Source organism: Haladaptatus sp. HS23, from assembly GCF_056892285.1.
Window position 1 is genome coordinate 641,961 of the sequence record NZ_JBXGLH010000002.1, and the last position, 24,759, is coordinate 666,719.

Sequence of the window (24,759 nt, forward strand, 5' to 3'; positions counted from 1 at the left end):
CATACCCCGAACCATGCTATGCTAGAGCACACCGCCCTCGTTTGCACTCGTCTCCCTCCCGGTCGAATCGTATGAAAATCACGGGTTTCGGCCGAAGACGGTCGGATACGCGATTCGGCGAGTGACCGGCGTCAGTATTTCGGCACCGCGCCGGTGGTCGCGTACACGTCGTCCATCAGGTCGTCACGGACGTCCTGCCACGCCGGGAGTCCGCGGGGGTCGGTCGGGTAGTGGTCGTAGTGGTCGATGACTCGGTCGGCCAACTTCTTCGTCTTGTAGAGGTCGTAGACGAGTCGCCAGTGGTCTCGAGCGTCGAGTGCCGTCTGGAGTTTGAGTTTGAGGTCGATGTTGGCGCTCCCCGAGTACAGCGCCTCGGACAGCTTTTCTGCGGGAAGTGCGCCGAGCATTCCCATCAGGTCGTCCACGTCCACGGCGGTCGTGAAGATGTTGTAGATGTCGAGGCCAGCGTAGCGCGCGCCGAAGTGGTCCATGACCCGTCGGTTGTACTCCCAAAGCGCGTGCTCGCTCGTGTCCCCGGTCTCGAAGGCTTCGATGGCCTGCTCGCCGGCGTACTTGCCCGCGTAGGCCGCGCCCGCGATGCCGCCCCCGGTGGTCGGGTTGACGTGTCCCGCCGCGTCGCCGACGGCGATGAATCCGGGTGCGACGGCCGAATCGTACGGGCGGCGGGTCGGCAGCGCCGCGCCGAGTTTGTCCTCGACGGTCGCCCCCTCGAACTCGGGGCGGGTGCGCAGGTCGCGCTTCAGGTCGTCCACGAGTTCCATCGGCTTTTCGTTCATCTGGAAACCTAACCCGGCGTTGATTTCCGTGCTGGTGCGCGGGAAGTACCAGAGATAGCCCGCGGCGCGGTCGGTGGGCTTGAAGACGAGGGCGTCGTCCCACTCGACCGGTTCGTCCACGTGGATGATTTCGCGGTAGGCCGAACAGAACTGCGAGTAGGTGACGTTCGTGTCGAACGTCGAATCGGAGAAGTCCGTCTTGTCCTGCAACAGGGAGAGCGCCCCCGCGGCGTCGATGAGGAGGTCCGATTCGTACTCCACCACGTCTCCCTTGTGCTTCGCTCGAACGCCCGTCACGCGCCCGGCGTCGTCCTGCGTCACGTCCTGAACGACCGTGTCGTAGTGGAACTCCGCGCCGGCGTCCTTCGCGCCCTGAATGATACGTCGTCCGTACTCCCAGCGGTCGATGACGGCGAGTTCGCCGGGGACGGGGATTTCGAGAACCGTGTCCTCCCGCGGAATCTCGAACCGCCCGTGGTCCACGTCCGTGTTGGTGAACGCGGGTTCGAGTTTCTCCTTGGGAATCGCCTCGGGGAAGGCGTCCGCCCCCTTCAACGCGTCGCCACACGCGATGTGGCCCGCCTCCTCCTCCGTCTTCCGCTCGACGATCACCACATCGTATCCCTCGCTGGCCACGGTCGCCGCGGCGTAACACCCCGACGTTCCCGCACCGACGACGACCATATCGTACTGTTCGCTCATGCGTTTCGCTACGAGAGGGAAGCGAGAAAACTCTTTATCCCCTATTGTGTCCTCGTGAAAAGGACGGTAAACGCACGACGGCGTGCATAAAGAGTTTTGCCGAGTTGTTTCGTACGCCGGGGTATGACCGATTACACCGTCGAGTTCGTCGGGACCGGCGAGTCCATCGAGGTTTCGGACAAACAGACCATCCTCAAGGCCTGCATCGAGGAGGGCATCGCACAGGAGTACTCCTGTCGCGTCGGCATGTGTCTCGCCTGCTCGGCGGAAATCGTCGAGGGGGACGTCACCCAACCCGCCGCGCGCGGCCTGACCGAAGAGGAAGCCGATAACTACGCGCTCACCTGCATGGCCCGGCCACAGAGCGACCTGAAACTCGACCGCGGCAAGTACCCGCCGAGCATCGAGGCCGACGCCGAGGCGATGGACGAATCCACCGCCGCGGCGGACGACTGAGCTATCTGTTCTCTTCCATCCACTCGGTCCCGAACGCGACCAGTTCCCGCTGCGAGAGGAGCGTCGCGTCCGCCTCGCCGACCTGTCCGCGACGAACCTCGTGATTCTCCTCGAACGCGGTCTCGATGTCCCGGAAGTCGTCCTCGCTCCCCGGTTCCTCGAACGTCACCCATCGGCGTTCGCCGTCCGCCAGTATCGGGCCGCCGTTCACGTCGAACGATTTGCCGTCGTACTCCGCGCGATACTCCGCCAGATGGAGCGACGTGTTCGCGTCCACGCCGAGCCGAAGCACCTGCGCATCGAGGTCCCCGAGTCGCGCGAGCGGCGAGCGCTCGCCGAGCGACGAATCGTACGCGTGGTCCTCGACCACGAACTCTGCATCCGCACCCCACGCCGCGAACGACGACGTCGGGTGTTTGCTCCGGACGACGCCGGGGTAATCACGGAAGCAGTCCACGATTGCGCCCATACCGCGCGTCGGCGTGAGTTCCGGTCGGAACGGCGGCGACGTTTCCTTGATTTGCTCCACCCAATCGTCGGGGACGGGTGGGTTCTCCCAGTGTGTCGGGTCCGATAGCTGTGAGGAGTGGGTCGGCATGGAGAGCGTCCCTTCCGCGGTGACTGCGGCCATGAGCGCGTCCACGGCCGCCGGCGCGCCGCCGGACACCCATCCGAGCGCCGAGAGCGACGAGTGGACGAGGACGGTGTCGCCCCCCGCGAGTCCGAGGTCTCGAAGGTCCGAAACCAGTCGGTCGGTCGTTATCGGGTCCGGCGTTCGTTCGACTGCGTCCCCTTCGGTCACGGCGGGCGCTCCAGCGAGAACCGGTCGTCCGTTCGAGCGTAGAGGCTACCGGCGAGACGACCCACGGCGTCGATTTTGTTCACGTCGAGCTTTCCGTCCGTGGTCACGTCGTCGTCAACGTGGACCCACTCGACTTCGCCGAGAACCATCGTGGACGCGCCGATATCGACCATCTCGTACAGCGAACACTCGAAGGCGACCGGCGTGTCGGCGACGCGCGGCGCGTCCACCACGGTCGATTCCGCGCGTTCCAGTCCGGCGTGGTCGAACTCGCTTTCGCCGTGCGGAAGCGTCGCGCTCGTCTCGTTCATCGCTTCGGCGAGCGGTTCGGTGACGACGTTGACGACGAACTCCTCGGTGTCCCGCACGTTTTTCGGCGTGTCCTTCAAGCCGTCTTCCACGTCCACCGGCGAGAACATCACGACCGGCGGCTTGGAACTCACGACGTTGAAGAAACTGTACGGTGCGAGGTTGTCCACATCGTCGGGACTCCGGGTACTCACCCACGCGATGGGTCGCGGGACGACGGCACCCGCCAACGTCCGGTACAGCGAACCGACTGTCTCCGGGTCGATTTCCATACGGGAAGACTCGCGTGCGGTACCAAACGGATTTCGGGTCCGGTCGGCTCTGCCGGGAGTCGGTTCGAAACCTCGATCGTCATTCGTACAGCCGAATCATCCATTACGTAAGAATCCTATCTCCTCGTATGAACGTTCCCGAGCCGGTGCGGTCGGTCGTCGCAGTCGTCCAGGAGAGAAACATCACGTTTCTCGCGGCCAGTTTCGCCTACTATGCATTCGTCTCCCTGTTCCCGCTCGTCCTCCTCGTGTTGAGCATCGGGACGCTTCTCGGCGGACAGGAGTTCTCGAACATGCTCATCGACGCTGCCAGTCGATTCCTCTCCGATGAGGGCGTCACCATCCTCAATCAGACGCTGAGGAACTCGTCCGGGAGCGCTGGCGCGTCGATAGTGAGCGTGGTCATCCTCCTTTGGAGTGCCCTCAAACTGTTCCGCGGTCTCGTCATCGCCTTCGAGGAGGTGTACCAGAAGTTCCCCGACGTCGGCATCGTCGAACAGGTGAAAAAGGGCCTCGCAACGCTCCTCGCGGTGGTACTCGGCATCGCGTTGATGATAGCCGTCGGAACCATCCTCGGGTCGTCGTTGGTGACGGGAATACCGTTCGTGGGTGCCATCGCCAGTTCCGGTCTGGTGTTGGGTCTCGTCTTCGTCTTCCTCCCGCTGTACTACGTCCTTCCGCCGGTGAAGATGTCGATTCGTGAGGCTCTTCCGGGAACCCTCTTCGCCGCGCTCGGTTGGTTGGTCCTCCAGACCGGTTTCCAGTACTTCCTCGGCGGGTCGGGCAAGTACGGACTCACGGGCATCCTCGGAGTAATAATCGTCTTCCTCACGTGGCTGTACTTCGCGGGCGTAATCCTACTGGTCGGGGCCGTCGTCAACCTCGTCGTCGCCGACCGGAACGCGGCGACCCTCTGATGGCCGCCACACAAAAGTGGGACTTCGATGTAGTTCGCGCCGACGATGGCTAAAGACAACCGCGACCGCGAGCGAGAGATGGAACGGGAGCGAAAGCGAGAGGTCGAAGAGGAACTCGACCGCGTGGACGAGGAGATGGACGAAGCACAACTCGAACAGTCGGACGCGGAAGGGCTGCCGGACGACGCGGAAGACGCAGATGCGGACGACGAACACCTCGACGAACGCCACGTCGAGGTGAGCGAGGAGACGGACCGCGCCTGATTCTACCGGCGGATACCGCGGGTCGTCACGGTTCGGGCGACACCGCGCAGTTGTTCGGCCCCAGTTCGAGTTCGAACGCCGCCTCGGCGTCGACGGTCTCCCGCCCGAGGTTCACGGCGACGATTTCCTCGTAATTCGCGGGCCGCGGCGGCAGGTCGTCCGCGACCCGCGTCACGAACGACTCCCTATCGAGCGATAGGAGGGGAACCGCGTCGCGTACCGCGTCCAGTCGTGCGGTAATCGTCCCGTCGTCCGCCCGTGGTGCTCCCGAATCCGCGTGTCCCGGTGCGACGAGCGTTCCCTCGGGAAGCGACGCCACGCGGTCGTGAAGCGTGTCGTAGAGGGAGTCGGCGAGGGCGCGTGCGCCGTCGCTCCCCGCCTCCAAATCGGGGCGGCCGATACCGTCCAAAAACAGCGTATCGGCGCTGAACAGCACGTCGCCGAGTCGGAACAGGGTCATCTCGCTGGTGTGGCCCGGCGCGTGTATCGCGGTCAAGATGGCGTCTCCGACCGCGAGTTCGTCGCCGTCCTCCACGAGTCGCGCGTCGAACGCCAAGCCGCGTTCCGTCGCACCTGCCGGGAGTACGGGTTCGGCATCGCTCCGCTCGGCGACCGCCCGGATTCCGCTCACGTGGTCCGCGTGGACGTGCGTGTCGATGGCATAGCGGAGGTCAGCACCTCGCTCCGCCGCATCATCGACGTACCGGTCGGCGAACGACCGTAATGGGTCGACGACCGCGGCTTCCCCCCTCGAAACGATGAGATACGACAGACAGCCGCTGGACGGGCGTTCGTACTGGAGGACGGTTTCGGGACGCCCGGCGATTTCGCGCGCGACGTACACCGTCGCCCATCCGTCCATCCCGTCTTCGAGGTTCCGCACGTCGTAGCCTTCCTCGCGGAGGAGTTCCGTGACGGCTTCGCTCGCGTCCCCTTGGGGGCAGACCGCGACGATAGGACCGTTTTGACTCGCGGCGTCGATTCCGACCTCCTCGGCGAGTTCGGGTACCTCGCCGCGAACCTTCGCACTCATGAACTGGGCGTAGGGCGTCTGTATCGTCCGCGGTGCGTCGATGTGCCACTCCTCGAACTCGTCGCGGTTGCGAACGTCGAGTATCGAGAGCGACTCCCCTCGCTGGAGTCGGTCGTACAGCTCCGCCGGAGAGAGGGCGTCGGCCATGGGTGTAGTACGTGACACGGGGGCAAAAGGTGTCGCCCAAACGTTATGCCGACGGTCGTCGTTTCGCGGATATGCACCCCGATGACTTCGCCGACGCCGTAGCGGACGCGAAAGCCACCGAACTCGACCGTCTCGGCTCACAGCAACTCCTCGTCTCGCTCACCGACGCCGAACTCGACCCGCCAGCGGTACTCGCCGCCGCGGCCGGAAGCGAACACACCGCGGCCGAGACGTTCGATGGGTGGGCCGCGGGGGCCGACAGCGAGCGCGCACGGGAGACGTTCGAGCGACTGGCCGAGCAAGAACGCCGCCACTACGACCTGGTCGTCGCGGAACTGGACGAGTTCGAACCCGACGACAAGATCGACCCGATGCACGACTTCCTCCGTGGATTGGACGACGACGTCGAACGCGGCGGCGCTCTCGTCGGGCGCTCGTTAGTGGGGGAGCGGACACTCCTGCAGGTCGTGAGCTTCTTCATCAACGAGGCGGACGAGCGCCGTGCGGACGTTTTCCGCGACTTGCGCGCCGACACGCGGGAGAACGTCGAGGATGGCGTGTCGCTGCTCGCCGACCGCTGCGAGGACGACGACGATTGGAATCGAGCCTTCGACGCGGCCACGGAAACCGTGCAAGTCGCCTACGACGACTACGCCGACACGCTGACCGGGATGGGACTGGACCCGAAACCTATCTGCTGAGTCAGTATCGCCGCCGTCGTCCGTCCTCGATGGCTCGCCGCAGTTCGTCGGCGCGTTCGGACCCGACGAGGAGCGGCCGCGTTCCGTCGCGCTCGATTCGCACGCCCTCGCTTCCGTCCACGATGTACGCCGTGCCGTCCTCGTCCCACGAGAGTCCGTCTCGGGAGAGCGAGAGGCCCCATCGGATTCCCCACCCGCCGTAGTCGCGCATGGCGCTGTACTCGGTCGATTCGACGGCCGCAATCTCCTCGAACGGAATCCGTCGAAACCGGAGGTGGAACGGGAAGAACTTCAGATACAGTCCGTCGTCTCGTACCTCGGTCACGAGGACGGCCCGATGAATCAGAACCAACGGGGAGGCGAGCGCGAGCAGAATCAGTGCACCGTTTCGAATCGCTTCGCGGGTGACTCCCCCGTACTCGTCGGCGAATACGACCCCTAACAGGAGGAGTATCGGAACGTTCGTGACGAGCAAGAACGCCCACAGCCAGCCCTGTCGGAAGCGCTGTGTTTCCCGGAAACGTGGGTCGTCGCTCATTCCCCTCTGTTTCGTCGGTGGCGAAATATACCGTTCGATGTAGCTACATTTATGCTCCCGCTCCGGCAAGCCGCGGCATGGTCAGTGGCTCTCGGGTACTCAGCGTCATGTTCGCGCTGACGCTGGCATTCACCACGCTCGTCGGTCCGTTGGCGGATGCCCTCGACGTGAGAGGCAACTCGGGGGTTTTCGGCGTGTTGGGCGTCGCGTTGGTCCTCTCCTACGCGCTCCTCTCGTACAATCCCGACCTGTACGTCGATGGCGTCTGGCACTTTGCTTTCCTCGTCTTCCTGCTCTCCGTCGGCGTTCACTTCCTGCTCGGAACGGGGCTGACGGACGGAAACGCGACGCCCGCCCAAATCGTACTGGTGTGGCTGTTCGCGGTCGGTGCGGTCGCGGCGGCGTTCAGAACGACCGTCATCGAGCAGTTGCGGGTGTCGAACGGCGAACGACCGCCGAGCGGACGGGAATGAGGACCGGAAAACCGTCGACGGCGTTCCGGCGGAGTGTCGTCATTCTATATCCATCTTCTCGAAGCGCCGGTACCCGAGTACGAGCGGAACGACGACCCAGACGAGGAGGACGACGAATCCGACCCAGTCTTGGAGATAGAGTGCGTCCGATCGGGGATATATCGTGAGGTCGTGGTACGCGGGGATGACCGCTCTCCCCGCGAACATGAACGCCGTCGACGGGTTGAACACTCCGATGAGCTGAAACCAATCCGGAAGTCCACCGCTCGGGGGTTGTGCTCCGTATAGTACCAACTGCAATCCCAGCAGGAACGCGTCCCATCCCAGCATGAACAACGCATACAGTCCTATCGCCCCGCCGAGCGCCCACTGGCGCGATTTCATCCCCGCCGAAAAGCCGAGCGGTACGGCGACGTAGACCGCTCCATTACACACCGTCAGCAGCGTGTAGAGCCCGAAGATGGCGAAATCGAAGGTACCGTATGAAAGGGAAGTGATGATCCAAACGACGGTGTAGCAGGCGACGACCAGCCCTCCGACCACGAGGGTTCGACCGATGAACTTGCCGAGTACTGCCTCGCGCCGCGTGTTCGGAAGGCCCAACAGGAGTTTCAGGCTGCCGCGTTCTCGCTCACCGGCTATCGCGTCGTACCCGATGCCGAGCCCGAGGAGCGGAACGAAGAGGATGCCCGATTGTCGCATGCTGTTCAGAAGAACGAGCGTACTCCGCGCCACCGGACTGCTTCGATAGGGGACGGGAATCCACCGGATGGCAGCCAGAAAGACGGCGAAGAGGAAAAAGAAGAACGCGATTCCTGCCACCGAATACGAGCGTACGGATTGGTGAACCTCTTTCTTCACGACGGCTGACAAGCTCACGGATGTATCCTTATTCGATGTCCGGTTTGAATTTTTCGCTTAATCTGGATCGAAAACATTCGGTATCGCTCGGCGTGGATACGCCCTCGGACCATTGCATCAGCCCCTCATCGGAGGTACGCCCGAAGCAGGTTGCCGTCGTGGAGATTCTCGGGAAGCGTTTCGAACCAGCGTGCCGCGGCAATCTCCCCACTCGTTACCCCCAACTGCGACGCGTCGGGTATTTCGCCGTCGGAACGCGCCGAATACACCACGTACTCGGCGGAAAATCGCTCCTTCCCGTCGCTCTCCGAGATGTACGACTGCTCTAAAACGACCAGCGGCGTGCCGATAGTCGCGTTCAGACCTGTCTCTTCGCGTACTTCGCGTTCCGCGGCGCCTCTCGAACGTTCACCGGATTTGACGCCGCCACCGGGGAGAATCCACCCCTCGGACCAGCCGTTTTTGACGAGGGCGATTCGCCCGTCCGCGTCCCGAACCCGTGCTGCCGCGGTCAGGCCAGTGCCGTTTACCGCCCAATCCCGAAGCGACGCCAGTTTCGACGCCGGGAGGCAAATCGTCTGTCGTTCGCGCGGCGTCTCCGGCGGAAACTCGTGAGACACACCGAATCATCCTCGACCGGTTATCAAAAATATAACTGTACCCGAATCGGTTCGACTCGCCTCGGTGTGCGTCGGTGCGGAAATCGGTCGGTTCACCCGGATTCGCGGTTACTCCTCGCGCTCTATTTTGGACCGGAGGTACGCGCCGACCCCGGCGAACCCGCCGAGGGCGGTGAGGAGTCCGAATCCGGGTTGTCCGTCCGAGGTGGTCGCCGTCCCGGTCGTCGTGCTGGTGAGATTTCCGTTTCCGCCCGTCCCCGTCGTTTCCGTCGCCCCCGGAGTTCCCGACGTGGTCGTGGTCGTCGTTTCGGACATCGTCGTCGTAGTTCCTGACGTCGTCGTAGTCGTCGCGGGGTCCGTCGTCGAGGCCGACGTAGTCGTTTCTCCAACAGTCGTGGTCGGTTCTGTGGTGGTCGTCGTTTCCTCGCTGGTCGTTGTTGTCTTGCTGGTGGTCGTTTGCTCGCTGGTCGTGGTTTCGGTCGTCGTGGTCGTCTCTTCGGTCGTCGTCTCAGTCTCCTCACTTGTCGTCTCCTCGGTCGTCGTCTCAGTCTCCTCACTTGTCGTCTCCTCGGTCGTCGTGGTCGTCGGGTCGTCGGCGCTTCCGAGAACGTGGAAATCGCCGTACCTCGTGTACATCCAGTCCGTCGTCGAACCCAACGGGTACGTCGCCGTGTACACCTTTCCATTTACGACGACGGGCGAGTTGGCCGCCGGACCGTACTCCTCGGAGTCCCATTCCCCGAACTCGTGTCGCCAGTTCAGTTCGCCGGTCGTCGTGTTCAGCGCCAGAACGACCGCGTTCCCCGTTTCCGTTTCGGGGTCCGCCCGTCCACCGACGTACAGCGTATCTCCTCCGACGGACACGGCCCCAGCGAGCGACGCGTCCGCCTCGTACGTCCACGCGTCATAGCCGTTTTCGACTTCGAGAGCCTGTATCGCGTCGTTTATGCGGTAGAAGACACAGCCGTTGGCGACCGTCAGTCGGTTGCCGAACCAGTACCCGCTCATCGCGAGGGTGTGGGTCCACAGTTCGCGGCCGTCCTCTACCGACCGCGCTTTGATGGCGTACTCGCCGCTTCGGTTCTCCGTGCTGAACACCCGACCGTCCGCGACCGTTTGCAGGACGTCGCTATCCCCGGAGACGTCCCATCGGACCGACCCGTCCTTCGCTTTCAGTGCGATTCCGTTCCCGCAGAAGAGCGTCCCGTCACCGAAACACGTGACCCCGCTGGCAGCCTCGGTTTTCCAGACGACGTCACCCGTGTCGGGGTCGAACCGCGCGATTCCCCCGGATACGTCGGCGTACAATCCCCCGTCGGCGACCAACGGATTGTCCATCCAGTTGGATTCCTCCCTGTGCCATTTCGTCTCGCCGGTACCGCTATCTAGGGCGAAAAATCCCGACCCGCTGGCGTCCTCGGAACCCCGCGTGCCGAAATAGACGGTCCCATCGCCGACCGTGGGGGTCCCCGGTCGGGAGATGTCATCACGCTCCCACACCGTTTCGTCCGCGTCAGGGTCGTAAGCGGCGACGTAGCCCTCGCTGGACGACGGCGTCAGTGCCGTCGTCACGGCCATGTACACCATTCCATCGGCGACGACTGGTTCGGTCGTGTACATGCCGCCGTTCATATCGAACGACCGTTCGGTGGTCACGTTCGGTCCGGGACCGCTAGCTTCGGTGGCACCGGTCCGGCTCGCGTTTCCTCGGAACGTCGTCCACGACCCTCCCACATCGTCGGTTCCCATCGCAGGGAGTGCGAATTCGCTACCGACCGCGGCAGTCGTGCCGAGGATCGCTGCCGCCTTGAGAAAATCGCGCCGATTTGTCGCGTGCATGTTCCATTTGAAAGTATCCCCACCGAATATACTTTGTGCAGAAATAATGCTTAAAAAACTTTCTGATACTGACACCGAATACATCTGTCCGAAAACAGTCGTACTATTTTAGATTTCGTTTCTATCGACGATTCCTGGGTGAGAATGGCGAATTTACACTTCCTTACCAGACATAATTATCAGACGATGATTGTTTATCGGCGAGGAGAATGTAACCCCAGATATGGCCTTCCTCCTTCAATCATCTCGTGTCCGTTGAAGTCACGCTTCGCGAACAGCACGAATCAAAGATTCGTTGGCACGACAAAGATTACTCTTCGTCGAACAGCGTGAATCAGAGATTCACTGGCTTGACGAGGCTACGCCTCATCAAACGACGCAAAGCAGAGCTTTGCTGGCTCGATGAAGCTCACGCCTCGTCGAACAACTCCTCACCCTCTACCATGTGCGCCTCCACGGCGTCCATGTCGAGCGTCAGGCCGAGACCGGGCTTCTCGGGGACGGTGATGTGACCGTCCTCGATGACGTCCTCTTCCACGAGGTCCTCCCACCAGCCGAGTTGGTAGGAGTGGTATTCGACGGCCAGCGAGTTCGGAATGGCGGCACCGACCTGTGCGCTCGCCATCGTCGCCACCGGCGAGGAGACGTTGTGCATCGCGACCGGCACGTAGTACTGGTTCGCCACGTCCGCGATTTTGCGGGTTTCGCGCATGCCGCCGACCTTCGGCAGGTCGGGCGCGATGATGTCCACGGCGAGGTTCTCGATAAGGCGGCGCTCCTCGGTGACGCGGTAGCGGTTTTCACCGACGGCGATGGGCGTCGTCGTGGATTTCGTCACTTCCTCTTGCACTCCGAGATTCTCCGGCGGAACGGGGTCTTCGAGCCACCACACGTCGAAGTCCTCCACGGCCTTGGCGAGACGTTGTGCGCTTCCGGCCGAGAACGACCAGTGACAGTCGAAGGCGACGTCAGCGCGGTCCTTTACTTGTTCCGTGACCTTCTCCACGATTTCCGCCTTGTGGCGGATTTCCCCGTTTCGAAGGTGGCGGTTCGCGCGGTCCTTTTCGAGTCCCGAGGGTACGTCCAAGTCGAACTTGAGCGCGTCGTAGCCGAGTTCGGAGACGACGCGTTCGGCCTCGGCGGCACAGGCGTCCGGGTCCGCCTCGTCGGCGGTGTGACAGTCACAGTACACGCGCACCTTGTCGCGGTACTTCCCGCCGAGAAGTTGGTAGGCGGGAACGTCGAGAATCTTGCCCGCGAGGTCGTGCAGCGCGATTTCGATGCCGGAGATGGCCGTGATGGTGACGCCCTCGATGGAGCCTTCGCCGGACATCTTCTGGACGAGGTGTTCGAACAGTCGGTCGATGTCGAGCGGATTTTCGCCGACGACGAACGGCTTCATTCGCTCGATGAGTTCGGGGACACCGGCACCCCAGTAGGCCTCACCGGTGCCGACGATTCCGGCGTCGGTATACACGCGGACGAGCGTCCACGGGAAGTTGCCGTCGACCATCGTCGTCTGAACGTCGGTAATTTCGATGTCGCGCTTGCTCCCGCGGGATGCCGTCGCACCCATCGTCTCGCCGGAGAGGTTGCGCATCGTGTACTCTGCGTTGGGGTCGTGCAGCGTCGAGTAGTCGCGTCCCATACCGGCGGGTACTCGGCCGGAAGTAAAAGTTCACGTGGTATCGTCCGTTATTACTGGCGCACGTCGACTGGAACTTCCGCGCTGATCCACGCGTGGACGGAATCTTCGGTACGAAGTTCGTATCTCCCGCGTCGATAGTACCCGACGACCCGTGATTCGGTCTGCTGTTCAGGCATCTCGGTTGCTCTTTTGACGTCTCGTATCCTTACTATTCACTAATTAACCGATTACAAGCCGCGATAGGCTCACCGTTCCGGTCCGTTGAGCCACTACCGACCATCTCCGTTCGTCGTCGGAACGGTCGCTCCCTTTGTCGATTATACACCGACTAACCGCGATGGCGAACGCGAAACGTTCGGCAAATCACCGATGGCGTGCGACGCGGATTGCTCCGTTCCCTCGGAACCGACCGCGGGAGTGGTTTCGAATCGCCGCACCAAATCGTCCGTCAGGACCGTCGTGGGTAGCACCACTACTTTCAGGTGGCCCGCCGTTGTCGGCGATTCCATGACTCATCGGTGCACGAGACGGGGGTTCCTCGCCGCCGGTGCCGCGTCCGCGGTTTCTCTCGCAGGATGCGTCGCCGACGCTTGGGGTCCGCCGGTGGACGTTCGAGGGGCGATGTACCTCCCGGCCCGGGCGATGAACTCCTTCCAGATGTGGCACACCTACGACCGCGGCGTCACGGAGCGCGACATGGGGTTCGCCGACCGATTGAACCTGAACGCGATTCGAACGTGGTTGAGTTACGAGGCGTGGCAGGAGGACCGGGCGTCGTTCGGCCGGGCGCTCGACCACTTCCTTTCGACCGCCGACTCACGCGGCATCCGAGTCCTCCTCGGCGTCTTCGAGGGGGTGGGCCGTCCGCCGACGCCACAGAATCTCCACGACACCGACCCGTGGACGGGAACGTCGGTCTGGTCGCCGGGGAAGCGGGTGATGCGGAATCCCGACGAGTGGGACGGACCGAAGCGGTTCGTCGAGTGGGTGATGAACCGCTACCGCGACGACGAACGGGTCCTCGCCATCGAAGTGATGAACGAACCCGGATGGCGGCCGTGGAAGAAGCGGTTCGCCCGCGAGATGTTCGAGTTCACCCGCCAACAGCGCGGCGACGTTCCGTTGACCATCGGCGCGACGAGTTTCGCAAACGCCACGGACTACTACGACTGGGGCATCGACGTGATACAGTTTCACTACAACTACCCGAACACGACGGACATCTACAGCGGCGTCCTACAGCAGGCCAACGAACTCGAACGCAGCGTCAACATGCCCGTCTGGTTGACCGAGTGGCAACGTATCGCCGACTTCGGGTGGGGACAGAAGGAAGTGTCCGTGGCCCAGCGCGGCCCGGATTACGCGTCGCTCGCACCCGTCATCAAAAAATCGGGCGTCGGCAACTTCTTCTGGTCGCTCATGCTCAAACCGGCCTACATGCTGAGCCAGCGAAAACGCGGCATCCTGAACGGCGTCTTCCACGAGGACGGTGCGGTCTGGAGCACGGAGGATGCGAGCGCCCTCAAGGCCATGTCCGGCGACGGCGAGTTCGACGGCCAACAACGCAAGGAGTGGCCCGACTGGGCGAAAGAAGTCATCCGGAAGGCGTGAGTCCGGCGTACGCTAACACGTCACCGTGGTCGAAGTTGCCGTCGCCGTCGAAATCGAGGGCGGCCCGTTGCTCTTCCGGGATGTCGGCGAGTCCGACCGTCTCGGCCGCGGCGACTATCGGAAGCGACACGGCGTCCACGACGCCGACTTTCCCGTTGCCGCTCACGTCCTCGTAGCGTCCGTCGCCGTCGGGGTCAAGCGGCGGGCCGACGGTGAACTGCACGCCGAAGACGTTCACCAACGCCATCGGCGCATAGATGTCGATGGCGTCGTTGTGGTGGATTCGATTGCGGCGCAGGTCGTCGTCCCACGCGTCCGCGAGGACGAGGCCGCGAAGGCCGTCCCTGACCGTGTTGTTCACCAATCGAGCGTCGGCGTCGGTCACGCCGATTCCGATGGCGTTGTTGAAGGTGACGACGTCGCGCACGGTCACGGCGGACGAATCCTGCACGTAGACGCCGCGATTCCAGTCCTTCGTTCGGAGATTTCGCACCGTCACGTTCGACACGCCATCGACGTGGACGCCGCTCGTGTCGCTGACGCCGTATCCGTCCAAGGTGTGCCCGCCACCGTCGAACACCACGTCGTCCGCGCGGATTTTGATACACCCCGTCGAGATGGCCGTCTTCCCGTTGTGGATGTCGTGTGCGAGGACGTAGTGCCCCGGCCTCGTGATTGTCGTACATGAACCGACCGTCGTTGCGGTTTGGGGGGCCGTCGTCGTCGCCGATGCGGCAGTCGCGCTGGCGACCGGTGGACTGCCGACGTGGGCAGCGCCACCGACGACGCAGAGGAGAACCAACCCGACGACGAGAACGCGCGAGGGAAGCATGGTCCCACGCACAACGGGGCCCCTGTTATACGCTCTCCTCGTAAGGGTCGCCTACTCGGAAGAAAGGTCCCGTGTGAACGGGGAAATCGACCGTACACGTCGATAATCAGAGCATGTCGAGCGCCCGGAGGTCGGATTCGAGCGCCGCTCGGTCGGACTCGTCCATCTTCCGGAGCGGACTCCGAAGCGGCCCGGGGGAGAAGTCCAAATCGAGCACGTCGAGCGCCGTCTTCACGCCCGCCATGTACGCCCCGCCCTTCAGCGCGCTCCGAATCGCATACACCTCGCTCTGGAGTTCGCGGGCGCGTTCCTCGTCGCCCTCGTCGTAGGCATCGTAGAGGGAGACTATCAGTTCCGGGAACGCGTTCGCGACCGCGCTCACCGTTCCGGTACAGCCGAGTTGTAGCCCCGGTAGAATCAGCGAGTCGGACCCCGAGAGGAACGTGAGTTCCGGATGGGCGTCGACGGCCTGTCCAAGCCACGGGACGTCCTTGCTCGAATCCTTGAGTCCGGCGAGGTTCGGTATCTCGGCGAGGTCGTCGAGGGTGTCGAGCGACAGCGAGTTACCGGTCTTGCTCGGGATGTGGTAGACGTACACCGGCAGGTCGACGGCCGCACAGACCCGCCGATAGTGTTCGACCGCCGCGTCGTGGTCCAGCGGGTAGTAGTACGGCGTGACGACGACCAGACCGTCCGCACCGACCGACTCGGCGTGTTCAGCGTGCGCGACGGTTTCGTACGTGCTCGGCGCGCCGACGCCCGCGATGACGGGTACCTCGTCCACCGCGTCCACGACTGCCTCGACGACGCCGCGTTTCTCCTCGCCGGTCAGCAGCGGGAACTCGCCGTTCGTGCCGAGCGGGAAGACGCCGTGTGCGCCGCCGTCCACGACGTACTGGGCGTGGGCCGCCGTGGCTTCGTAGTTCACCGATTCGTCATCGTGAAACGCCGTAATCGTGGGCGGAACGACGCCGTGAAGGGAGAGCGGGTCGTCCGTCCCCGGTTCTGGTGCGTGCGACATACTCGGACGCTCGTCCCCCGACCCAATAAGCGGTTTCGTATCGGGAGCAGTTTTTCGAGACTGAGTAAACTTTTTGTTGCAGGGGTTCGAACGTGTGTGTATGAACGTCACAGTTAAACTCACCGGCCCGATGGTCGCACGCACCGGAACCCGTGACGCACGCGTGGCCGTCCCCGACGAGGCAACTGTCGAGGACGTCGTCGAACAACTCGGCGAGCGCTACGGTTCGCAAGTCAGCGCCGGAATCGCGGACGGACTCGGTATCCGCTCGGACACGACCCTCGTCCGAGAATCCGACCACGAACCGCTCTCGGCTCACAGTCCCGTCGAAGCGGGCGACACCGTCTGCGTGCAGGTTCACGCCTGACTCGACGCGGCGCTTCCCGCAATCTCGGACCCTCGGTTTCTGTTCCTTCTCGTCTTCCTTCGACAGAAAACTTATACCCATTTCCGACACGTTTTCGTCATGAACGCTGAACGAGCGGTGGTTCCGTGAACCGCCGCCGAGCGATGGGTGCGCTCTGTTTTCTCCTCGCCGTCGCGTTCGCGGCGAACACGCTCTGGTTGGTTCCCGACGGTACCGGCCTCCGATACGAGTACCGGGCGGTCGAGTTAGACGACTCGCACACGGCCCACTACGTTCGGCAGTCCTCGTCGGTCCAATACTGCTCCTCGAGGCTCGCTCGCACCTGTGGATTCGAATTCGCGGCGATACACGGCGGCGTTTCGGTCGGCGCTAACTTCTCGCGTTCGTCGTCCAACTACGAGTACATCCAGACTCGGAACGGGTTCTACGAACCGACAGTCGAGATGCGAAACGGGACGACGATACTGACGGCACGGAACGTCTCGTTCGCCACCGTGCTAGCGAACGTCACGTACGACCTGGAGGCGGGCACCGCCCAAACGAGTTCCAAACTCCGAAAAGCGATTCGAACGGGACAGGTCCGCACGCGGTCGGAGATACCTCTCCCCCTTCGTTTCCTCAACGAGAGTGGCACCTACTACTACCTTCAAACGTCTCACATCGGACCGGCCCATCCGTTCCTCGGTCCCAGACTCTTCGCCATCCGTATCCTGCTATGGCTTGCGACGGTGCCGCTCTCCGTCGTCGGCGTCGCGTACTGGTACGACTGAAATCAGAGGTACTCGCCGGGTGCGTCCTCGAACTCCTCCCGGTGGTCGTCCGAACAGAACCGATACTGTTGACCAAGGTGGCGCGTTACGAACTCCGTTTCCCGATTCTCGTACAGTTCCGTGCCGCAGACCGGACACTCGTTCATGTGCGACGATTCGAGGGCCGAAGGAAAACCCGCTGTGCCTGCATCAGCAACCCTATCCCAACCGCGCCAACCTGTTCAGGGCGTACACCGTCCGAAGCACGTCGCCGGCCTTCCCGCGGTCGAAGATGAGTTCGTCGGTACGAACCACGTGGTCCAATACGTCGCCGGAGGCGTGTTCCGGCGCTGCACCGATTCCACAGTCGTTTTCGTTCGCCCACTGCATCACGCGCAGGTCGCTCTTGCTGTCGCCCATGACGAGGGTGAATGGGTCCTCGACGCCGAGGACGTCCAATGCAGCCTCGACGCCGACGACCTTGTTCAACTCCCGGCTTCCGATTTCGGCGGCGTCACCCTCGTAGTAGGCCACGTCGATTCGGTCGAAGGTGTCCCGCACGTCCGCCGGTATCTCCTCGACTCCCGCGTCGGGCGTCCCACCCTTTGCTTCGAGAACGCCGCGAATCTCGGGGTCGCTGTCGGCGTAGTATGCCCGCGCCCACTCGCTTCCGTCCTCGACCACCGTCTCGCCGAGCAGGTCGAGTTGGTAGACCAGCGCGTCGTCGATGACCTCCACCGCCCGCGAACTTCCCGTCTCGAAGTTCGGCTTCATCGTGATGTTGAACTCGTTGCCCTGCAAGTGGGTACATCGACGGAGTTCTTCGGGTGCGGACGAGAGTACGCGCGAACGTACCGTGTCGAACACGTTCCGGATGTCGTCGTCTAGCTCCTCGAACAGCAACCGCTTCGTCTCCGCGCCGTGGCCCGGCGTGAACACGCCCGTTCCCGCCTCGTAGACGATGCTTACCGTCCCGGAGTGGACGATTTCGTTGCCGAGTCCCTGAATCGTGAACCCCTTCACGTTCTCCAACGTCTGACCCGTACAGACGACGATGGGGACGCCCTTCTCGTGGAACTCGGTCAACAGGTTGAGTACCTCCCGCGGAATCTCGTTGTCCGTTCCGCCCGCCGACCGAAGCGTCTCGTCCACGTCCAAGACGAGCGCGTTCACCGACCGACCGTACTTCGAGTAGAGGTCGAGCGCGGTGAACGCTTGGTCGCGCGTGGCGTGGGCCGCCACGTCCGCGTACGTTTCTCCCGCGTCGAACCCCTCCCGAATCTCGTCCTTCCGTCGCTCCAACTCCTCGCTCGCAGACTGCCAGTGTTCCAGCGCGACGCGGGAATCGACCGGCGGAAACACGTCCACGAAATCCTGATACGCTCTGAGTGTCTTCGCGTCGAACTCGTCGTAGAGCCGATAGAGGGCGTCGTAGCGTTCCATACTGGGAGTGGGTCGCTTTCCGGGATAAAGGTCGGGGGCAGTGGGGGATATTGTCACGTCGAAGACAGAGGTCGAAAATCGGTCCAATCGTCCACCGAAACCGAGAACTCGGTCGGGGTTTCACGTGCGTCGATAGTCGCACGTCCTCCGACGGTCACTCCTCGATGGTGGTGTCCTCCTCGCCGACCCGCTTGCTGATGTCCACTTGGTAGTGTTCGAGGATGTCGCGGCCGAGGAGGACCGGGTTTTCCATGTGGCTCCGGTCCTCGACGTTCGCCGAGACGGTGTAGTGGTTTCCGGCGATGCCGACGACGATATCGACCACCGGACGCGTGCGACTCGACTTCGAACTCCCCGAGCGGACCCGCGAGGTTCGCCGAATCGGCCCCGCACCGACGTCGGCGGCGATACCGGTGTCGATGCTGGTCCGACTCGCGCCCGTGTCGGATTTGGCGACCACCGTCTCCGACCCCGTCGTCCCGCTGACGACGACTTCCGTCGTGTATCCGATGGTCGGTTGCTCCGATAGGTCGCGGCGGGCGAGGGAGGGTTTACAGGACGGGACGGTGTCGTCGAGCGTCGCAGTCAGGTCCATGACCCGGTCCTCGTCCACGGACCCGCCCGCCGTTTCGATGGCGGCGCGGGCGATGTGCGGTGCCGGACTGTGGCCGGTCGCCTCGAAGAATCCCTTGAACCCGGCCGTCGGGTTGACTTCGAGGACGTACCAGTCCTCCTCGTTCCGGATGAGATCCACACCGGCGTAGTCGAGGCCAATGGCGTCCGCCGCGTCGAGTGCTATCCGCGTGACCTCGTCCGTGAGTACGTCACCCGCCGCGCTCACGTCGCCGCCCAGTGCGACGTTCGTCCGCCACTCCTCCTCCGGGGCCGAACGAATCATCCCGCCGATGACGGAATCGCCAACCACGTAGACTCGGAGGTCGCTGTGCGGACCATCCCCTCCCTGTTCGATGAGTTGCTGGACGAACGCCTGTCGCTTTCCGACGCGGGAACTGATGGGGGCGTTCAAATCTACCTTCCACGTCCCGCCGCCGTGGGTCCCGATTGCCGTCTTGTACACCGCCTCGGAGCCGTACGGCTCACACAGTTCGTTGAGTCGCTCCGTGGAGAGCGCGAGGATGGCATCGGGAACCCGAATCCCCTCCTCCGCCAATCGCACCGCGGCGGCGAACTTGTGCGTCGCTCGTAACACCGACATCGGTCGGTTGAGCGTCGGGACGATGCTCGCGAACATGTTCACGAGACCGAGCAGTTCGTCGGGATACTCGGTCTTCGAGAGCAACAACCGATTGGCGATGACGTCGACGTCCGGTTCGAGGACGAGTTCGCCGTCCCGTATCTCGACGGACGTGTTCTCCCGACGAAGCCAGACCGGGTCGTGACCCAGCGCTTCGACGGCGTTCAGAATGGCTTTCGTCTCCTTACTGTTGTGAAGGCTCAAAACACCGACTCGTACCGTCGTTTCTCCCGACATCGGTATGGCATTGGCTAACTTGGCTCAAAATACTTATTGCTCTGTTACTAGCAGTTGTTCCGACGTCCGCGAAGAGTAGTTCTTTCACCGACCTAGCGGATTCGGTCGAAGACGGTGCTCTGACACTTGCTGCACTGGCGACGGTTGCGCCAGTACTTCTTCCCGCACGAGTGGCACTTCCAGTTCGGCGTGAGGAAATCGGGTTTGAGCGATTCCAAGTTCATGCCACGGAGTAGGTGTTCCACGAATAAACGCCTCTCGCCGGATTTCGGCCACGAACGTTCCCGCCCCTAACTATTACTGGCGCGGCGTCGTCACGGTGGCTATGGTGGGGACCGATACGGGGGATGGAGAGCAGTTCGGCTACGTCACGCCCGAGAATTTGGGGCTGTTCACCGACCTCTACGAGTTGACGATGTTGCAGGGCTATCACGCCGCGGACCACGACCCGCGAGCGACCTTCAGCCTCTTCTTCCGACGACTTCCGGCCGACAGGGGCTACCTCCTCGCGGCCGGGTTGGAACAGGCGATGGCGTACATCGAGGAACTCTCGTTCGGCAGACGAGCTATCGAATACCTTCGAAGTCGCGGGTTCGACGACGACTTCCTCACTCGACTCGCGGAGTTCGAGTTCACGGGAACGGTGCGGGCGCTCCCCGAAGGAACGCCCGTCTTCCCCGACGAACCCCTGCTGGAAGTGACCGCACCCATCTTCGAAGCCCAACTGTTCGAGACGGTGTTGTTGAATCAGGTCGGCTTTCAGACCCTCGTGGCGTCGAAAGCCGCAAGAATGCGCGAGGCCGTCGAGCGGTACGGCGACGACCAGTCGCTCGTCGATTTCGGCGCGCGGCGCGCCCACGGCACCGACGCCGGAATGAAGGCCGCTCGCGCCGCCGCCATCGGCGGGTTCGACGGCACCTCGCTCGTCGCCGCCGGTGAGGAGTTTTCGCTCCCCGTCTACGGGACGATGGCCCACTCGTGGATACAGAGTTTCGGGGACGAGCGCGAGGCGTTCGAGACGTTCCTCGACCAGTATCACGAGGACACGATTCTGCTCGTGGACACCTACGACACCGTCGAGGGCGCGAAACTGGCGATGGACGTGGCCGAAGACCACGACGCCGAGGTCGGCGTGCGACTCGATTCGGGCGACCTCGCCCCGCTCTCGAAGGACGTCGCCGAAATCGTCGGGGACCGTCCCATCTTCGTCTCCTCCAGCATGGACGAGCACAAAATCGCCGACTTCCTCCGCGACGGCGGCGTGGCGACGGGGTTCGGTCCCGGCACCGCACTGACGACCAGCAGGGACGCGCCGTCGCTCGACCTCGTGTACAAACTCACCGAAGTCGAACGCGACGGCGAGATGCGCCCGAGCATGAAACTGTCGTCGGGCAAGGCCACGTACCCCTGTGCGAAAAGTATCCGCCGGGTCGGAGAGAACGGTTACGAGCGCGATGTTCTCGGATTGCGCGGCGAAGACGGTCCCGGTGAGGAACAACTCGTTCCCATCTTCGAGGACGGGGAACGGGTCTCCGACCCGCCGGAACTCGGAGCCATCGCCGACCGGACGGGCAAACGCCGACGAAAACTACCCGACGAGTGCCGAGCGTTGCGCTCTCCGGCCACCTATCCCGTCGAAATCAGCGACGGCCTTCGTGAACTGACTGGCGACGTGCAGGCCGAGTTGGAAGCGCGATGAGTCACATCCTCTCGCCCTGCTTCATGTTCTCGCCGTTCCGCTCCGTCAGCAGTTCGCCCGCCCGCTGAAGCACGCCGTGTTTCCACGCCTCGATGTCGTTTTCCTCGACTTCGATCCATAGCCGTGCCATACGGTCTCTCCGTTCGGACGGGTTCATCGTCAGCGCTTCCTCGATGCTGTTCGTGAATGATTCGGTGTCGTTCGGATGCACCGTCAGCGCCGCGTCTCCGAGGCTCTCGTGTGCGCCGACGAGTTCGCTGAGGACCAACACGCCGGGTTCGTCCACCTGCGACGCCACGAACTCCTTCGCCACGAGGTTCATTCCGTCCCGGAGCGAACTCACGAGGGCCACGTCCGACTCCCGGTACAGGGCGGCCAGTTCGGCCACCGACAGGCGGTCCTCGATGTAGACGATGGGTTGCCACGTCTCCGTCCCGAACCGCTCGTTTATCCGCTCGACTTCGTCCGTCACGGTCTCTCGGACGCGCTGATAGTCGTCGATTCGACTGCGGCTCACGCTCGCCTTCTGGACGTAGGTGAGGCGTCCACGCCATTCCGAATGTCGCTCCCACAGCAGTTCGAGGGCGGCCAACCGCTGTTCGATTCCCTTCGTGTAATCCAACCTGTCGACCCCGACCGCCAACCGCTCGGCCCCGAGCGGATACGATTCCCGGAGCGATTCCCACGCCCCGTCCGCTTCCGCCGACCCGGCGAGTTGTCGTCGTTCCGCGGCGTCGATGCCGAGCGGGAACGATTCGACGCAAACCGTCCGCCCCTCGTAGCGAATCGTCCCTTCCTCGTGGTTTACGTCGGCGTCCAACGCCTCCGAGACGCATTCGAGGAAGTTCTCGCAGTAGCGGTCGGTGTGGAAGCCGAGGAGGTCGTTCGCCAGCAGTCCGTCGAGGAGTTCGTCGTACTCCGGGCAACTCCTGAGCACGTCCCACGAGGGCCACGGGATGTGCCAGAACTGCATGCAGAACGCGTCGGGTGCGGACTCGCGGATTCGTCGCGGCGCGAGCGCGAAGTGATAATCCTGGAACCAGATGACCGCCTCCGACGGGTCCACTTGCTCCCGTATCGCGTCCGCGAAGTGCTCGTTCGTCTCGCGGTAGTGTCGCCAGAACTCCTGCTTCGGCGTCATCTTGGCCGTATCGGAGTGACACAGCGGCCAGAGTACCTGATTGCTGTACCCGTAGTAGTAGTTCGTGACCTGTTCGTCCGTGAGGGAGACGCGCTTCAAATCGTAAGCGGGCGAGTCGGGCGGTACGCGCACACACCCGTTCTCGTCGCTCATCTCCTCGTCGCCGTCGCCGCTTCCCCACGCGACCCACGTTCCGCCGGTACTCGCCATCATCGGGTCGAGTGCCGAGGTCAGGCCGCCTGCCGGGCGGGCGACGTGAATTTCGTCTCCATCCCATTCGTGAACGTATGGCTCCCTGTTCGACACGAGGACCAATTCGCGGTTTCCGAGCGGAAGCGTCGCGGAAGCGGCGTCCCGCTCTCCCGGTTCGGAGGGAGTGCCATCTGCAGTTTCGTCCATTATAGTTGTCGCTCGTTCCTTTCTGGGGGAGTGAAACCAATCACTGCGTGGGTTGCGCTGGCAAGTTCCTTTATAATCATCGGAACGTCGGCCGGGAGCCATTTCCCCCGCGTCTGGACGCGTTCTATCTGTCACTCGACCCGCGTTCCGTCTTCCTCCTCGAACAGCGCTCCGTGACGTTCCGCGAGTCCCGTGTACTCCCCCGAGGAGTACGATTCGAATATCTCCTCCGCATCGATGGTCGTCTCCGCGAGCGGCGTCACTCGCGCGGGGACCCCGCGAACGAACGATTCGGGCGGAATTTCGGCCGATTCGGGCGTGACGGTCCCCGCCGCCACGATGCACCGCTCGCCAATCGTTACGTCCGTATTTATCGTCGCGTTGAACCCGACGAGCGCCCCGTCACCGATTTCCGCCTCGTTCAACACCGCCCCGTGGCCGACCATCACCCGCTTGCCGACCGTCGAGGCGTGTAGTACCGCGTTGTCGCCGATGTGGGATTCTCGACCGATTCGGACCGGAGCCACGTCACCCCGAAGGACGGCACCCGGCCAGACACTTGCGTCCGCGTCGATTTCGACGGCCCCTACCACGATTGCCTCCCGGCAGACGTGGGCCGATTCGTGTATCGACGGTTCACCCCCTTCGAACCCGTACGTTCGAACCATACCACTGACACGACGTTCTCGGTCAAAGCTCTGCTGGGGAGTCGAAGTTCGGGACCGATTCGACGAGGACGCCTACTCGCTCCATTCGTGTTCTCGGAGGTACTCCTCGAACAGCGTGAACTCCACGTCGTGATTCGCCCGCAGTTCCGCGAGGTCGATGGGCGCTTCCCGCCGATTGAACCAGCGGTACATCGCCGCGTACCCCTCGCCCGCCCGCTTTTCGAAGGCGTCGATGGGGACGTGGTCCGCCGTCACGTCGATGCCGATGCTCTCCGAGAGTCGAACCGCCATCGCCGAGAGTGTGAGTTCGTCGCCCGCGATATCGATGCTCCGTTCGACGTAGTTTGCCCGGCCGTGGAAGGCCTCCGCGACGATCGCGCCGATATCGTCAACGTCGATCATGTAGTGCGGAACGCGCGGTTCCAGCGCCATCGACAGCGTTTCGTTCATCACGTCGTCGCGCATGCCCTCCAGATTCTGCATGAAGAACACCGGCCTGACGACTGTGAGCGGCAAATCGAGGTTGGCGAGGCGGCGCTCGATGGTGTGTTTCGTGTCGAAGAACGGCACGCCGCTGTCCTCGTCGGCACCCCACACCGAACTGAACACGAAGTGATCCACGCCGTGTTCGGCGGCGGCCTCACCGAGGTTCGTCCCCTGTTCGACCTCGGCGTCCAATCCCCCTTCCGACGTGGTGACTCCGTAGACCCCGTCCATGTCGGGCATGACGCGTGCGAGCGACGCCTCGTCCAAGAGGTTCCCCTCCACGACTACCGCACCCAATTCGTTCAACTCCCGTGCCGCGTCGCTCCCCGGGTCCCTCGTCAGCGCGTGGACCTCCACTCCTCTGTCCATGAGATGACGTGCGACCGCTCCTCCCTGTCTCCCCGTTGCTCCCGCCACGAGTACTCGTTCCGGTGGCATGACGGAGAGAGGACGCCGCGGAGTCGCTTAGTCG

29 protein-coding genes are annotated in these 24,759 nt (G+C 63.2%); 9 read left to right on the plus strand and 20 right to left on the minus strand.

Annotation, left to right across the window (positions count from 1 at the left end):
- Positions 1-131: 131 nt before the first annotated feature.
- The gene (locus AC1XDK_RS09525) at positions 132-1,499 is read right to left on the minus strand and encodes a geranylgeranyl reductase family protein (RefSeq protein ID WP_483349617.1); all 1,368 of its coding nucleotides are present in this window, start codon (positions 1,497-1,499) and stop codon (positions 132-134) included.
- A 123-nt stretch (positions 1,500-1,622) separates the two neighbouring features.
- Between AC1XDK_RS09525 and AC1XDK_RS09530 the strand changes: the two genes are divergently transcribed.
- On the plus strand, positions 1,623-1,955 hold the full coding sequence (locus AC1XDK_RS09530) for a 2Fe-2S iron-sulfur cluster-binding protein (RefSeq protein ID WP_483349618.1): 333 nt from the start codon (positions 1,623-1,625) through the stop codon (positions 1,953-1,955).
- 1 nt (position 1,956) lies between these two features.
- Here AC1XDK_RS09530 and AC1XDK_RS09535 read toward each other — a convergent pair whose 3' ends face one another.
- Entirely contained in the window at positions 1,957-2,757 is an 801-nt protein-coding gene (locus tag AC1XDK_RS09535; RefSeq protein WP_483349619.1) for an AAC(3) family N-acetyltransferase, read from the minus strand.
- Positions 2,754-3,338 carry a flavin reductase family protein gene (locus tag AC1XDK_RS09540; protein ID WP_483349620.1) on the minus strand — a complete coding sequence of 195 codons (585 nt, stop codon included), beginning with the start codon at positions 3,336-3,338 and terminating at the stop codon, positions 2,754-2,756. The genes AC1XDK_RS09535 and AC1XDK_RS09540 overlap by 4 nt, the downstream gene beginning before the upstream one ends.
- A gap of 128 nt (positions 3,339-3,466) precedes the next feature.
- Between AC1XDK_RS09540 and AC1XDK_RS09545 the strand changes: the two genes are divergently transcribed.
- Both AC1XDK_RS09545 and AC1XDK_RS09550 read left to right on the plus strand, forming a co-directional pair.
- A complete protein-coding gene (locus AC1XDK_RS09545; protein WP_483349621.1) occupies positions 3,467-4,255 on the plus strand; it encodes a YihY/virulence factor BrkB family protein in 789 nt (262 codons plus the stop codon).
- A gap of 45 nt (positions 4,256-4,300) precedes the next feature.
- On the plus strand, positions 4,301-4,519 hold the full coding sequence (locus AC1XDK_RS09550; RefSeq protein ID WP_483349622.1) for a hypothetical protein: 219 nt from the start codon (positions 4,301-4,303) through the stop codon (positions 4,517-4,519).
- A 25-nt stretch (positions 4,520-4,544) separates the two neighbouring features.
- Here AC1XDK_RS09550 and AC1XDK_RS09555 read toward each other — a convergent pair whose 3' ends face one another.
- Positions 4,545-5,699 (minus strand): MBL fold metallo-hydrolase, encoded by a 1,155-nt coding sequence (locus AC1XDK_RS09555; protein ID WP_483349623.1) that lies wholly within the window; start codon positions 5,697-5,699, stop codon positions 4,545-4,547.
- Between the two features lie 71 nt (positions 5,700-5,770).
- Here AC1XDK_RS09555 and AC1XDK_RS09560 point away from each other — a divergent pair, with 71 nt between their 5' ends.
- The gene (locus tag AC1XDK_RS09560) at positions 5,771-6,400 is read left to right on the plus strand and encodes a rubrerythrin family protein (RefSeq protein WP_483349624.1); all 630 of its coding nucleotides are present in this window, start codon (positions 5,771-5,773) and stop codon (positions 6,398-6,400) included.
- Between the two features lies 1 nt (position 6,401).
- Here AC1XDK_RS09560 and AC1XDK_RS09565 read toward each other — a convergent pair whose 3' ends face one another.
- The gene (locus AC1XDK_RS09565; protein WP_483349626.1) at positions 6,402-6,938 is read right to left on the minus strand and encodes a hypothetical protein; all 537 of its coding nucleotides are present in this window, start codon (positions 6,936-6,938) and stop codon (positions 6,402-6,404) included.
- 77 nt (positions 6,939-7,015) lie between these two features.
- On the opposite strand from AC1XDK_RS09565, the gene AC1XDK_RS09570 reads away from it, so the two are divergent.
- Positions 7,016-7,411, plus strand: coding sequence for a hypothetical protein (locus AC1XDK_RS09570; protein WP_483349627.1), 396 nt, complete (start codon positions 7,016-7,018; stop codon positions 7,409-7,411).
- 39 nt (positions 7,412-7,450) lie between these two features.
- On the opposite strand, the gene AC1XDK_RS09575 is transcribed toward AC1XDK_RS09570, so the two are convergent.
- The 6 genes from AC1XDK_RS09575 to AC1XDK_RS09600 form a co-directional block, all read right to left on the minus strand.
- Positions 7,451-8,290: an ABC transporter permease subunit gene (locus AC1XDK_RS09575; protein WP_483349629.1), complete on the minus strand. Its 840-nt coding sequence runs from the start codon at positions 8,288-8,290 to the stop codon at positions 7,451-7,453.
- A 107-nt stretch (positions 8,291-8,397) separates the two neighbouring features.
- Positions 8,398-8,892 carry an NUDIX domain-containing protein gene (locus tag AC1XDK_RS09580; RefSeq protein ID WP_483349631.1) on the minus strand — a complete coding sequence of 165 codons (495 nt, stop codon included), beginning with the start codon at positions 8,890-8,892 and terminating at the stop codon, positions 8,398-8,400.
- A gap of 108 nt (positions 8,893-9,000) precedes the next feature.
- Positions 9,001-10,731, minus strand: a complete 1,731-nt coding sequence (locus tag AC1XDK_RS09585) for an outer membrane protein assembly factor BamB family protein (RefSeq protein WP_483349633.1) — start codon at positions 10,729-10,731, stop codon at positions 9,001-9,003.
- Between the two features lie 409 nt (positions 10,732-11,140).
- Complete coding sequence (locus AC1XDK_RS09590) at positions 11,141-12,379, minus strand: mandelate racemase/muconate lactonizing enzyme family protein (protein ID WP_483349634.1); 1,239 nt, start codon at positions 12,377-12,379, stop codon at positions 11,141-11,143.
- 50 nt (positions 12,380-12,429) lie between these two features.
- Positions 12,430-12,555, minus strand: a complete 126-nt coding sequence (locus tag AC1XDK_RS09595) for a hypothetical protein (RefSeq protein WP_483349635.1) — start codon at positions 12,553-12,555, stop codon at positions 12,430-12,432.
- Between the two features lie 141 nt (positions 12,556-12,696).
- Positions 12,697-12,888: a hypothetical protein gene (locus AC1XDK_RS09600; protein WP_483349636.1), complete on the minus strand. Its 192-nt coding sequence runs from the start codon at positions 12,886-12,888 to the stop codon at positions 12,697-12,699.
- On the opposite strand from AC1XDK_RS09600, the gene AC1XDK_RS09605 reads away from it, so the two are divergent.
- Entirely contained in the window at positions 12,887-13,990 is a 1,104-nt protein-coding gene (locus AC1XDK_RS09605) for a glycoside hydrolase 5 family protein (RefSeq protein WP_483349638.1), read from the plus strand. The two genes, AC1XDK_RS09600 and AC1XDK_RS09605, sit on opposite strands and share 2 nt — an antisense overlap.
- On the opposite strand, the gene AC1XDK_RS09610 is transcribed toward AC1XDK_RS09605, so the two are convergent.
- Both AC1XDK_RS09610 and AC1XDK_RS09615 read right to left on the minus strand, forming a co-directional pair.
- Positions 13,974-14,822 carry a NosD domain-containing protein gene (locus AC1XDK_RS09610; RefSeq protein WP_483349639.1) on the minus strand — a complete coding sequence of 283 codons (849 nt, stop codon included), beginning with the start codon at positions 14,820-14,822 and terminating at the stop codon, positions 13,974-13,976. The genes AC1XDK_RS09605 and AC1XDK_RS09610 overlap by 17 nt on opposite strands.
- Before the next feature lie 106 nt (positions 14,823-14,928).
- Positions 14,929-15,843, minus strand: coding sequence for a dihydrodipicolinate synthase family protein (locus AC1XDK_RS09615; RefSeq protein WP_483349641.1), 915 nt, complete (start codon positions 15,841-15,843; stop codon positions 14,929-14,931).
- Positions 15,844-15,943: 100 nt separating this feature from the next.
- Here AC1XDK_RS09615 and AC1XDK_RS09620 point away from each other — a divergent pair, with 100 nt between their 5' ends.
- Both AC1XDK_RS09620 and AC1XDK_RS09625 read left to right on the plus strand, forming a co-directional pair.
- Positions 15,944-16,210 (plus strand): MoaD/ThiS family protein, encoded by a 267-nt coding sequence (locus AC1XDK_RS09620; RefSeq protein ID WP_483349642.1) that lies wholly within the window; start codon positions 15,944-15,946, stop codon positions 16,208-16,210.
- A gap of 125 nt (positions 16,211-16,335) precedes the next feature.
- Positions 16,336-16,980: a hypothetical protein gene (locus AC1XDK_RS09625; RefSeq protein WP_483349643.1), complete on the plus strand. Its 645-nt coding sequence runs from the start codon at positions 16,336-16,338 to the stop codon at positions 16,978-16,980.
- Positions 16,981-16,982: 2 nt separating this feature from the next.
- On the opposite strand, the gene AC1XDK_RS09630 is transcribed toward AC1XDK_RS09625, so the two are convergent.
- From AC1XDK_RS09630 to AC1XDK_RS09645, 4 genes are all read right to left on the minus strand, one after another.
- Positions 16,983-17,126, minus strand: a complete 144-nt coding sequence (locus AC1XDK_RS09630) for a YHS domain-containing protein (RefSeq protein WP_483349645.1) — start codon at positions 17,124-17,126, stop codon at positions 16,983-16,985.
- A gap of 52 nt (positions 17,127-17,178) precedes the next feature.
- Positions 17,179-18,402 (minus strand): HAD family hydrolase, encoded by a 1,224-nt coding sequence (locus AC1XDK_RS09635; RefSeq protein WP_483349647.1) that lies wholly within the window; start codon positions 18,400-18,402, stop codon positions 17,179-17,181.
- 154 nt (positions 18,403-18,556) lie between these two features.
- Entirely contained in the window at positions 18,557-19,894 is a 1,338-nt protein-coding gene (locus tag AC1XDK_RS09640; protein WP_483349648.1) for a RimK family alpha-L-glutamate ligase, read from the minus strand.
- Positions 19,895-19,986: 92 nt separating this feature from the next.
- Positions 19,987-20,118, minus strand: a complete 132-nt coding sequence (locus AC1XDK_RS09645; protein WP_255665796.1) for a hypothetical protein — start codon at positions 20,116-20,118, stop codon at positions 19,987-19,989.
- Between the two features lie 101 nt (positions 20,119-20,219).
- Between AC1XDK_RS09645 and AC1XDK_RS09650 the strand changes: the two genes are divergently transcribed.
- A complete protein-coding gene (locus tag AC1XDK_RS09650) occupies positions 20,220-21,593 on the plus strand; it encodes a nicotinate phosphoribosyltransferase (protein WP_483349650.1) in 1,374 nt (457 codons plus the stop codon).
- A 1-nt stretch (position 21,594) separates the two neighbouring features.
- Here AC1XDK_RS09650 and AC1XDK_RS09655 read toward each other — a convergent pair whose 3' ends face one another.
- The 3 genes from AC1XDK_RS09655 to AC1XDK_RS09665 all read right to left on the minus strand — a co-directional run bounded on the left by AC1XDK_RS09655 (position 21,595) and on the right by AC1XDK_RS09665 (position 24,725).
- Positions 21,595-23,133, minus strand: a complete 1,539-nt coding sequence (locus AC1XDK_RS09655; protein WP_483349652.1) for an alpha,alpha-trehalose-phosphate synthase (UDP-forming) — start codon at positions 23,131-23,133, stop codon at positions 21,595-21,597.
- A 131-nt stretch (positions 23,134-23,264) separates the two neighbouring features.
- On the minus strand, positions 23,265-23,801 hold the full coding sequence (locus tag AC1XDK_RS09660) for a gamma carbonic anhydrase family protein (protein WP_483349653.1): 537 nt from the start codon (positions 23,799-23,801) through the stop codon (positions 23,265-23,267).
- A 72-nt stretch (positions 23,802-23,873) separates the two neighbouring features.
- Complete coding sequence (locus tag AC1XDK_RS09665; RefSeq protein ID WP_483349655.1) at positions 23,874-24,725, minus strand: NmrA/HSCARG family protein; 852 nt, start codon at positions 24,723-24,725, stop codon at positions 23,874-23,876.
- Positions 24,726-24,759: the final 34 nt, after the last annotated feature.

What these genes read in the sequence shown, in the direction of transcription:
- AC1XDK_RS09620 (WP_483349642.1), top strand. Translation starts at nt 15,944, where the DNA reads ATGAACGTCACAGTTAAACTCACCGGCCCGATGGTCGCACGCACCGGA.
- AC1XDK_RS09545 (WP_483349621.1), top strand. Translation starts at nt 3,467, where the DNA reads ATGAACGTTCCCGAGCCGGTGCGGTCGGTCGTCGCAGTCGTCCAGGAG.
- AC1XDK_RS09645 (WP_255665796.1), bottom strand. Translation starts at nt 20,118, where the DNA reads ATGAACTTGGAATCGCTCAAACCCGATTTCCTCACGCCGAACTGGAAG.
- AC1XDK_RS09660 (WP_483349653.1), bottom strand. Translation starts at nt 23,801, where the DNA reads ATGGTTCGAACGTACGGGTTCGAAGGGGGTGAACCGTCGATACACGAA.
- AC1XDK_RS09610 (WP_483349639.1), bottom strand. Translation starts at nt 14,822, where the DNA reads ATGCTTCCCTCGCGCGTTCTCGTCGTCGGGTTGGTTCTCCTCTGCGTC.
- AC1XDK_RS09540 (WP_483349620.1), bottom strand. Translation starts at nt 3,338, where the DNA reads ATGGAAATCGACCCGGAGACAGTCGGTTCGCTGTACCGGACGTTGGCG.
- AC1XDK_RS09595 (WP_483349635.1), bottom strand. Translation starts at nt 12,555, where the DNA reads ATGCCTGAACAGCAGACCGAATCACGGGTCGTCGGGTACTATCGACGC.
- AC1XDK_RS09665 (WP_483349655.1), bottom strand. Translation starts at nt 24,725, where the DNA reads ATGCCACCGGAACGAGTACTCGTGGCGGGAGCAACGGGGAGACAGGGA.
- AC1XDK_RS09650 (WP_483349650.1), top strand. Translation starts at nt 20,220, where the DNA reads ATGGTGGGGACCGATACGGGGGATGGAGAGCAGTTCGGCTACGTCACG.
- AC1XDK_RS09590 (WP_483349634.1), bottom strand. Translation starts at nt 12,379, where the DNA reads ATGGGACGCGACTACTCGACGCTGCACGACCCCAACGCAGAGTACACG.
- AC1XDK_RS09525 (WP_483349617.1), bottom strand. Translation starts at nt 1,499, where the DNA reads ATGAGCGAACAGTACGATATGGTCGTCGTCGGTGCGGGAACGTCGGGG.
- AC1XDK_RS09555 (WP_483349623.1), bottom strand. Translation starts at nt 5,699, where the DNA reads ATGGCCGACGCCCTCTCTCCGGCGGAGCTGTACGACCGACTCCAGCGA.
- AC1XDK_RS09635 (WP_483349647.1), bottom strand. Translation starts at nt 18,402, where the DNA reads ATGGAACGCTACGACGCCCTCTATCGGCTCTACGACGAGTTCGACGCG.
- AC1XDK_RS09585 (WP_483349633.1), bottom strand. Translation starts at nt 10,731, where the DNA reads ATGCACGCGACAAATCGGCGCGATTTTCTCAAGGCGGCAGCGATCCTC.
- AC1XDK_RS09560 (WP_483349624.1), top strand. Translation starts at nt 5,771, where the DNA reads ATGCACCCCGATGACTTCGCCGACGCCGTAGCGGACGCGAAAGCCACC.
- AC1XDK_RS09570 (WP_483349627.1), top strand. Translation starts at nt 7,016, where the DNA reads ATGGTCAGTGGCTCTCGGGTACTCAGCGTCATGTTCGCGCTGACGCTG.
- AC1XDK_RS09630 (WP_483349645.1), bottom strand. Translation starts at nt 17,126, where the DNA reads ATGAACGAGTGTCCGGTCTGCGGCACGGAACTGTACGAGAATCGGGAA.
- AC1XDK_RS09565 (WP_483349626.1), bottom strand. Translation starts at nt 6,938, where the DNA reads ATGAGCGACGACCCACGTTTCCGGGAAACACAGCGCTTCCGACAGGGC.
- AC1XDK_RS09550 (WP_483349622.1), top strand. Translation starts at nt 4,301, where the DNA reads ATGGCTAAAGACAACCGCGACCGCGAGCGAGAGATGGAACGGGAGCGA.
- AC1XDK_RS09640 (WP_483349648.1), bottom strand. Translation starts at nt 19,894, where the DNA reads ATGTCGGGAGAAACGACGGTACGAGTCGGTGTTTTGAGCCTTCACAAC.
- AC1XDK_RS09530 (WP_483349618.1), top strand. Translation starts at nt 1,623, where the DNA reads ATGACCGATTACACCGTCGAGTTCGTCGGGACCGGCGAGTCCATCGAG.
- AC1XDK_RS09600 (WP_483349636.1), bottom strand. Translation starts at nt 12,888, where the DNA reads ATGGAATCGCCGACAACGGCGGGCCACCTGAAAGTAGTGGTGCTACCC.
- AC1XDK_RS09615 (WP_483349641.1), bottom strand. Translation starts at nt 15,843, where the DNA reads ATGTCGCACGCACCAGAACCGGGGACGGACGACCCGCTCTCCCTTCAC.
- AC1XDK_RS09605 (WP_483349638.1), top strand. Translation starts at nt 12,887, where the DNA reads ATGACTCATCGGTGCACGAGACGGGGGTTCCTCGCCGCCGGTGCCGCG.
- AC1XDK_RS09655 (WP_483349652.1), bottom strand. Translation starts at nt 23,133, where the DNA reads ATGGACGAAACTGCAGATGGCACTCCCTCCGAACCGGGAGAGCGGGAC.